Source organism: Brachyspira sp. (assembly GCF_050873525.1).
In the GTDB taxonomy this organism is placed as follows: domain Bacteria; phylum Spirochaetota; class Brachyspiria; order Brachyspirales; family Brachyspiraceae; genus Brachyspira.
In genome coordinates, this window is record NZ_JBNMIZ010000121.1 from 1 (window position 1) to 7,952 (window position 7,952).

General features: G+C 32.1%; 7 protein-coding genes and 1 pseudogene. 6 read left to right on the top strand and 2 right to left on the bottom strand.

The features are described 5' to 3' along the window. Positions 1-2: 2 nt before the first annotated feature. The 5 genes from ACR0QS_RS08660 (at position 3) to flgG (ending at position 4,146) form a co-directional block, all read left to right on the top strand. Positions 3-899, top strand: coding sequence for a metallophosphoesterase (locus tag ACR0QS_RS08660; protein ID WP_432633041.1), 897 nt, complete (start codon positions 3-5; stop codon positions 897-899). A 225-nt stretch (positions 900-1,124) separates the two neighbouring features. Beyond that, positions 1,125-1,868: a class I SAM-dependent methyltransferase gene (locus ACR0QS_RS08665; protein ID WP_432633042.1), complete on the top strand. Its 744-nt coding sequence runs from the start codon at positions 1,125-1,127 to the stop codon at positions 1,866-1,868. A 25-nt stretch (positions 1,869-1,893) separates the two neighbouring features. Further along, a complete protein-coding gene (locus tag ACR0QS_RS08670) occupies positions 1,894-2,337 on the top strand; it encodes a GNAT family N-acetyltransferase (protein WP_432633043.1) in 444 nt (147 codons plus the stop codon). Positions 2,338-2,780: 443 nt separating this feature from the next. Beyond that, complete coding sequence (locus tag ACR0QS_RS08675) at positions 2,781-3,209, top strand: L-2-amino-thiazoline-4-carboxylic acid hydrolase (RefSeq protein WP_432633044.1); 429 nt, start codon at positions 2,781-2,783, stop codon at positions 3,207-3,209. 142 nt (positions 3,210-3,351) lie between these two features. Continuing rightward, on the top strand, positions 3,352-4,146 hold the full coding sequence (flgG, locus tag ACR0QS_RS08680; protein ID WP_432633045.1) for a flagellar basal-body rod protein FlgG: 795 nt from the start codon (positions 3,352-3,354) through the stop codon (positions 4,144-4,146). A 39-nt stretch (positions 4,147-4,185) separates the two neighbouring features. On the opposite strand, the gene ACR0QS_RS08685 is transcribed toward flgG, so the two are convergent. Next, the gene (locus ACR0QS_RS08685; RefSeq protein WP_432633046.1) at positions 4,186-4,740 is read right to left on the bottom strand and encodes a lytic transglycosylase domain-containing protein; all 555 of its coding nucleotides are present in this window, start codon (positions 4,738-4,740) and stop codon (positions 4,186-4,188) included. A 441-nt stretch (positions 4,741-5,181) separates the two neighbouring features. Here ACR0QS_RS08685 and ACR0QS_RS08690 point away from each other — a divergent pair, with 441 nt between their 5' ends. Next, entirely contained in the window at positions 5,182-7,818 is a 2,637-nt protein-coding gene (locus ACR0QS_RS08690) for a calcium-translocating P-type ATPase, PMCA-type (RefSeq protein WP_432633047.1), read from the top strand. A gap of 5 nt (positions 7,819-7,823) precedes the next feature. Here ACR0QS_RS08690 and ACR0QS_RS08695 read toward each other — a convergent pair. Further along, positions 7,824-7,952: pseudogene (locus tag ACR0QS_RS08695) on the bottom strand (MotA/TolQ/ExbB proton channel family protein); the annotation flags it as partial.

The following is a 7,952-nucleotide window of genomic DNA, read 5'->3' on the forward strand; positions in this document are numbered from 1 at the left end:
CTATATTATTGAATAAACTAAAAAAATCTAAAATAATTGTTTTTCTTATAATTATATTTTTTATATTTGCTTTGTTTTTTTCTTTATATATGTTTAAGACTTCAAGAGCGTTGAGAGTTCGATATATTGATTTGGAATTTGAAGATTTGCCGAAAAGTTTTGACAATATAAAAGTTGCTTTGGCTTCCGATATTCACTCTGGACTTTATATTCCGACATCCTATATACAAAAAATGTCCGATATGATAATGGCTAATAATCCCGATATTATATTATTTATTGGAGATTATATTTACAGCGCGCCTCGATGGTTTAAATATCATAATAAAAAAAATATTCATAAACTTAACGAAGGAATAAAAACTTTGGAAGCCCCGCTCGGAAAATACGCCGTTATGGGAAATCATGATAATTATGAAAGCAAAATTGATATTTCAAACGCTTTATATTCAAATAATTTTAAAATGCTCGATAATAATATAATATTTATAACCAACGAAATCGGAGAATATATTTCAATTGGCGGAGTCGGAGATTTTATGACGGACGATGTGAAGTTCGATTTGGCTACAAAAAATGTCAAAACAAACGATTTTAATATATTATTGTCGCATGAACCCGCCGCACCTTTGGCTATTGCAAAAAAAGAAGGCTATAACGAATTGATAGATTTTTTCGTTTGCGGACATACTCATGGCATGCAAATAAGTTTTGTTCCTATGCCTTTGATAGAAAGATTAAATAAAAATAGAGATTATCCTTTAACGACTATTTATGGAAACATGAAAAGCGATAAAACAAAAATATATGTTTCTTCAGGAGTTGGAGTAGTTTTGCTTCCGTTTAGATTATTTGCTTATCCAGAGGTAGTTATTGCAACTTTGAAGAGTAAGAAATAATTAACTATTCGTATTAGTATAAACAGTCCGAATAAAGTGGTTTCAACTTCTTTAATATTCGCCATAGTCAGTTTTTGGAGATTGAGATTTTATAATAAGTATGTTAATATATGGATTAATTTCCAGTAATGGGACGAAAACATAAGACATAAAATAGATATACGATTTTGCTGATATAATATATAATAGAAATTAACAAATCGGAATTTGATGGAGGAATTAAGAATGGAGTGGAATTCACAATTATATGATAATAAACACGACTTTGTAGCTGAATATGGAAAAGGATTGTTAGAGTTTATTCCTGATAATAAAGAACAGACTATATTAGATTTAGGATGCGGAACAGGTGTGTTGACTGCGCAATTAAGGGATTATGGAAGCAAAGTTATAGGCGTTGATAGTTCCGAAAATATGATTGATAAGGCAAAAAAACAGTTTGGCAATATAGAATTTATGGTATGCGATGCACTTGATTTACCTTTTGAGAATGAATTTGATGTTGTTTTTTCCAATGCGGTATTTCATTGGATAAGTGATCATGATGCACTGTTAAGTAATGTTAAAAAAGTATTGAAATCACATGGATTATTGGTATGCGAGTTTGGGGCAAATGGTAATATTTCAACTATTGAAAATGCATTTGTGAAAGTTTACAGTGGCTTAGGATATGAGTATGCACCTAAATTCAATTTTCCAACATCTGAAAGCTTTGGTAAATTGTTAGAAAAAAAGGGGGTTGTAATTTATAAGGTTTATGATTATGACAGACCGACACCATTAAAGAACGCTGAACAAGGATTGGCTAATTGGATAAAACAGTTTTTTGCTTCTGAATTATCGGTGATGTCTGATGATATGCAAGATACGGTTATAAAAAAGGTAGAAGGATTAACAAGAGAGAGTCTATGGAATGGAAAGGAATGGATTGCTGATTATCGGAGATTAAGAGCAATAGCACATCTATAACTTCCAGTTTAACGAAGCAATGGATATGAAAATTCGAGAAGTGAATGAGAATAAAAAGCAGTTTATATCATTATTGTTATTAGCAGATGAACAGGAGAGCATGGTTGATCGCTATCTTGAAAAAGGAACTATGTATGTGCTTGAAGACAATGATGTAAAAGCTGAATGTGTTGTCACCGCTGAAGGTAACGGAATACTTGAAATTAAGAATATTGCAGTTGATCCGAAATATCATGGAATGGGATATGGCAAAATGCTGATTGATTTTCTTGCCAATAAATATGCAAAAGAATATTCTATTTTGCAAGTTGGAACTGGTGATAGTCCACTGACAATACCATTTTATGAAAAATGTGGATTTGTTCGTTCTCACAAGATTCCAAATTTCTTTACAGACAATTATAACAACCCAATCTATGAGGGCGGAGTACAGTTAATAGATATGATATATTTGCAAAGGCGTTTATAACTTCCAGTTTGTAGAGCTAATGAGATAAGTATAAGTATAAAGGTGAGAGTAGTAACTTCCACTTTTTACAATAGAGGAAGCTATAAGTAAATTATGGCAAAAAATCAACTAAAAAATGTCCGCTTTTATCCGTATTAAATATATAAACTAATTCCCCGTAAGGGGCAAAAACATAGACATAAAATAGATATACGATTTTGCTGATATAATGTATAATAGAAATTAACAAATCGGAAGTTGGAGGAAAAAGCATTATGGAAAAAAACGTGAAGAAATATTCAAAAGTCTATAGAACTGCTTTAGAGGTAAACAAATTCGCAAATATTGATATAAAAGTCAAGTCTTTCGAGAATAGGTTACAGCAGATGTATAATTCGCAAACATATACAGTGCATAATATTTATCCCACAATGGATGTTGCAAAAATCTATGCCGTTATTGCTATGTGCTTGGAATTGAAGCAGAACGATTATTCTGATAACGAAATTATAGATATTGTAAACAGCGGATTTGCGAAGCTGAGAAAAGCGTTTATTTTGTTGGAAAAGATTATAGACAGTCTGCCTTTTGCCTATGCAATTGCAAAGAAATGGAATGTTTCAGACCACAAAAACAGAGTGAAGGACTGCAGTATTGCATACGATTATTTCAAGGTATCTGACGGCAAGATTGAATACTGCATTTCAAAATGTATGTATGTTGAAATGTTTGAGCATTATGGCATACGCAGTTTGTGTAAAATATTCTGCATGACGGATGAAACTGCTTATTCTAATTTAACAAAACATGTGGAGTTTGTTCGTCATTCCGATTTGTCGAGCGGAAATTGCTGTCACGATGAAGTGATTGATAAAAAATATATGAGAAAGTAAAATTCTAAATTATAGAGTTGATAAAATTGAAATTTAAGAGAAAAAAATGCAACTTTGAAGAGTAAAAAATAATTGAAATAATTAATAAAGCGAATTTTTAATTTACCGAAAATTTAAAAAATGAAAATTATGGAGTAATAATATGATTCGTTCTTTATGGACAGCGGCAAGCGGTATGAACGGCATGCAATTCAAAACCGACACAATCGCCAACAACCTTGCAAATGTCAATACAATAGGATTCAAAAAAGTTAGAGCGGACTTTGAAGATTTAATATATCAAAATTTAAAAATGCAGGGAACTCCCGCAACCGAAGATACGGTAACTCCCGTAGGACTTCAAACGGGACTCGGAGTTAAAAGCGCCGCAACTCAAAAAATGTTCGACCAGGGTTCGCTTCAGGCAACGGGAAATAAATTGGATGTCGCTTTGGAAGGAGAAGGTTTCTTTCAAGTATTGATGCCAGACGGAACGGTTTCATATACGAGAGACGGTTCATTTAAAGTCGATTCAAACGGACAGCTTGTAACATCAAACGGTTATAGATTAGTTCCAGAAATAATTTTTCCTCAAAATTTCCTGCTTGAAAAAATCAATATATCGAGAGAAGGCGTAGTTTCCGTTACGATTGGAGACGAAAACGAACCAGTGGAATTGGGAAATATAACCTTGCATAGATTTATAAATCAGGCGGGGCTTCTTTCAATAGGCGACAATTTATATAAAGAAACTATAGCGAGCGGACCGGCTTTCGAGGGCGAGGCGGGAGCTAACGGTTTTCCGAGAATTCATCAAGGTTTTGTGGAAATGTCGAATGTTAAAGTGGTTGACGAAATGGTTGATATGATTGTGGCGCAAAGAGCATACGAAATGAATTCAAAAGCCGTTCAAACGAGCGACAATTTGCTTGCAACTGTCGTTAATCTAAAAAGATAAATAATTAAAAGTATAAATTAAAAAAGAAAAGAGATATTTTTAAAATACCTCTTTTCTGTATATTTTTCCATAAGAAATTTGGTCTCTAACATAAAGCAAATTCAACATTCTATATTCTTTCTTAATATTTTTCGCGTAAAGTTCGCCTTTTTTATCATAATCATGTCCTGCGTTATAATATCTGAGAGCATTTTCAATATTGTCTTCAAATAATCCAAGAAGTTTATTGATAAATCTGACGCCGAGAATTATATTTTCTCTTTTATCATATCTGCTTAATTTCGGGTCAACATCTCTATTTGCAATCGGAGTTATTTGACAATATCCGAAAGCGTTTTTTCTCGATAGTGCCGTAGGATTAAAATCGCTTTCAATTTTAATCAACGAAATCATTAAAAGCGGGTCGACATTATATTGCAAACAAATATCGAAAATATCTTTTATGAGCCAAAAATCCTGATTATAATGTTTGGCGACATTTCCTATAAGAACTGCCCAATCGTCCGATGAAGAATAATCTCCGATATTAACGACATGCGTTTCTAAACTGAAATCTCCGACTAAAAGCATTATTAATATAACAACCCTTTTCATAAAACTACCCCCTGTTATATAAATTATTTTATTTTTTAAATGTTGTATTTTATTAGATAATAAATAAAACGAATTTATTGAATACTTAAATTATACAATAATTGAAATAATAAAGCAATAAAAAAATTCGTTCAAGTAAACATAATATTTAAATAAAATTTATTAACAAAATAGTTAAATTTTTTATATTTTATCTATTGACATTATTTTATTAGATAATATAATTTTGCATAAATTAAAAAATACTCAATGAGGGAGTAGTTGACGCATATTTGCGTGGCGAAGTCAACAATCGCAGCCCTTGAAAAGCAGGGTTTGGCAAGCCTTAATTAATGAGACTCGGGTATAAATAAATTTGTAAATCAAAATTTGCAGGCTTATTTATATTTTGAGTCTTTTTTATTTATAAAACAGTTTAATTTAATAAATGGAGAAAATTTTATGAACGATTTTTTAGGAACAAAAGAAGATATTTTAAACAAACTTAATATTAATCCAAAAATCGGGCTTACCGAAGAAGATAAAAAATTGAGTTTGGAAAAATACGGGAAAAACAGTTTCACGAAAGAAAAAGGAATTTCATTATTTGGAAAAATATTGGAATCTCTTTCAGAACCTATGATATTAATGCTTATATTCGCGGGCTTAATTGCTATTGGAGTAAATACGGTTAATTATTTAAACGGCGGACATTTCGATATTTTGGAATGCGTTGGAATATTTATCGCCATATCGTTATCGGTAACTATCACAATCGTAATGGAAGGAAAAAGCGCAAAGGCATTCGAGGCTTTAAATAGCATAAACGAAGATATAAGAGTAAAAGTTATAAGAAACGGGAATTTGGAAATAATCAATCAAAAAGATTTGCTTGTCGGAGATATAGCTTTTATCGAAACTGGAAATAAACTTCCAGCGGACGGCAGACTCCTTGAAAGCGTTTCTTTGAGTATAGACGAATCTGCTCTTACGGGAGAAAGCGAAGCGGTTGAAAAAGACTTCGATGCGATATTTACCGATGAAAAAACTCCAGTAGCCGAAAGAATAAATATGGCTTATTCGGGTTCTTTTGTGACAACGGGAAACGGAAAAATGGTAATAACTTCCGTTGGCGATGGCACGGAGTTTGGGAAAATCGCTCGAGAATTATCTTCTACTAAAAAAACTTCGACTCCGTTGCAGGAGAAACTTGCTGAGTTGGGAAAAAAAATAGCTTTGATTGGAATAATTGCAGCTGCTATAGTTTTTATCATTCAAGTAGTAAATTTTATCAGAATTGGCGAGGCTAATTTTCAAAATATATCCGAAGCTTTTATTACGAGCATAGTTTTAATTGTGGCTTCCGTTCCAGAAGGTTTGCCAACGATTGTCGCCGTCTCTCTTTCAATCAATATTATCAAAATGGCTAAACAAAACGCTTTAGTAAAAAAAATGGTTGCCTGCGAAACTATAGGAAGCGTAAATGTTATATGTTCCGATAAAACGGGAACTCTAACCGAAAATAAAATGACTTTAAATAAATTATATTTAAACGGAGAATATATAGAACCAGAAAATATAAAGAATGAAAAAATAATAGAAAACTTTTGCATCAATTCCACTGCTGATATTAATTATAAAGAAAATGAAATTAAATTTTTGGGAAATCCTACGGAATGCGCTTTATTGGTTGGAGCGAAAAAATCTGGTTTTGATTATAAAGAAATAAGAGAAAAATCAAAAACGATATTCGAATATCCTTTTTCTTCCGAAACAAAAAATATGACAACGGTTGCCGAAATTAACGGAGAATATTTGGTATTAACAAAAGGAAGCCCCGAAAAAATAATTTCTATGTGCGATATAAACGAAGAAGAAAAAAAAGATATAGAAAAAGCGATTGAAAAATTTCAAGACGAAGCAAAAAGAGTTATCGCTTTCGCTCATAAAACGGTTTCCTCTTCGGTTGAAAACGAGAGAAAAGAACTTGAAAGAGATTTGATATATGACGGTTTTGTCGCAATATCGGACCCAGTGAGAAAAGAAGTTTATGACGCGGTTAATCAATGCAGAAGCGCGGGAATAAATATAAAAATGCTCACGGGAGACAATATCGTAACGGCGAAAGCGATTGCAAGAGAATTAAAAATGCTGAACGAAAATAGTTTGATTTTTGAAGCGAAAAATATAGAAGCTATGAACGATGAAGAACTTAAAAATAATATCGATAAAATATCCGTTATAGCGAGAAGCACGCCTACAATAAAAATGCGAGTCGTTAATATGATAAAAAGCATGGGAAATGTAGTCGCGGTGACGGGAGATGGAATAAACGATGCTCCAGCGATAAAAAATGCGGATGTCGGAGTGGCGATGGGAATAACGGGAACGGAAGTTTCAAAAGAGGCAAGCGATATAGTTTTACTTGACGATTCTTTTGCCACAATAGTTAAAGCGGTTCAATGGGGAAGAGGAATATACGATAACTTTCAAAGATTTATTCAATTTCAGCTTACGGTTAATTTCGCTTCGGTTATTGTAGTTTTACTTTCTACATTGTCTGGGCTTAAAGCTCCTTTCACGGCGATACAATTATTATGGATAAATATAATCATGGACGGACCGCCAGCTATAGCTTTGGGACTCGAACCTATAAGAGGCGATTTGATGAATAGAAAGCCGACAAAAAGAAACGCAAATATTGTCACAAAAACTATGCTAAAAAAAATAATATATTCTGGAACGATTATGATTATATTATTTATGATTCAAAGCAAATTAAATATTTTGGGAGTAAATGATAAAGAAAAATCTACGGTTTTATTCGCTATGTTCGTTATGTTTCAAATATTCAATTCTTTCAATAGCAGAGAATTGGGACGCGACAGCATATTTAAACATTTTTTAGACAATAAATTAATGCTTTTATCTATGCTCGCAACTTTTATATTGCAGATTCTTGCCGTTCAATACGCGGGAGGATTTTTCAATACTATTCCGTTGAATTTTAATACTTGGTTAAAAATTATAGGAATGTCTTTTATCGTTATAATCGCGGCAGAAGTATTTAAAATATTTGAAAGATTGATTAAGAAATGATAATGTTAATTTTTATTATCAAAAAAATCGGAAATTTCGTTTGATAGATTTTCCATAAATAATATTCTTTTATTTACGGTATTTACGAAATAATTATAAAATACGACTGAAGGAATTGCGATTATAAGCCCAGC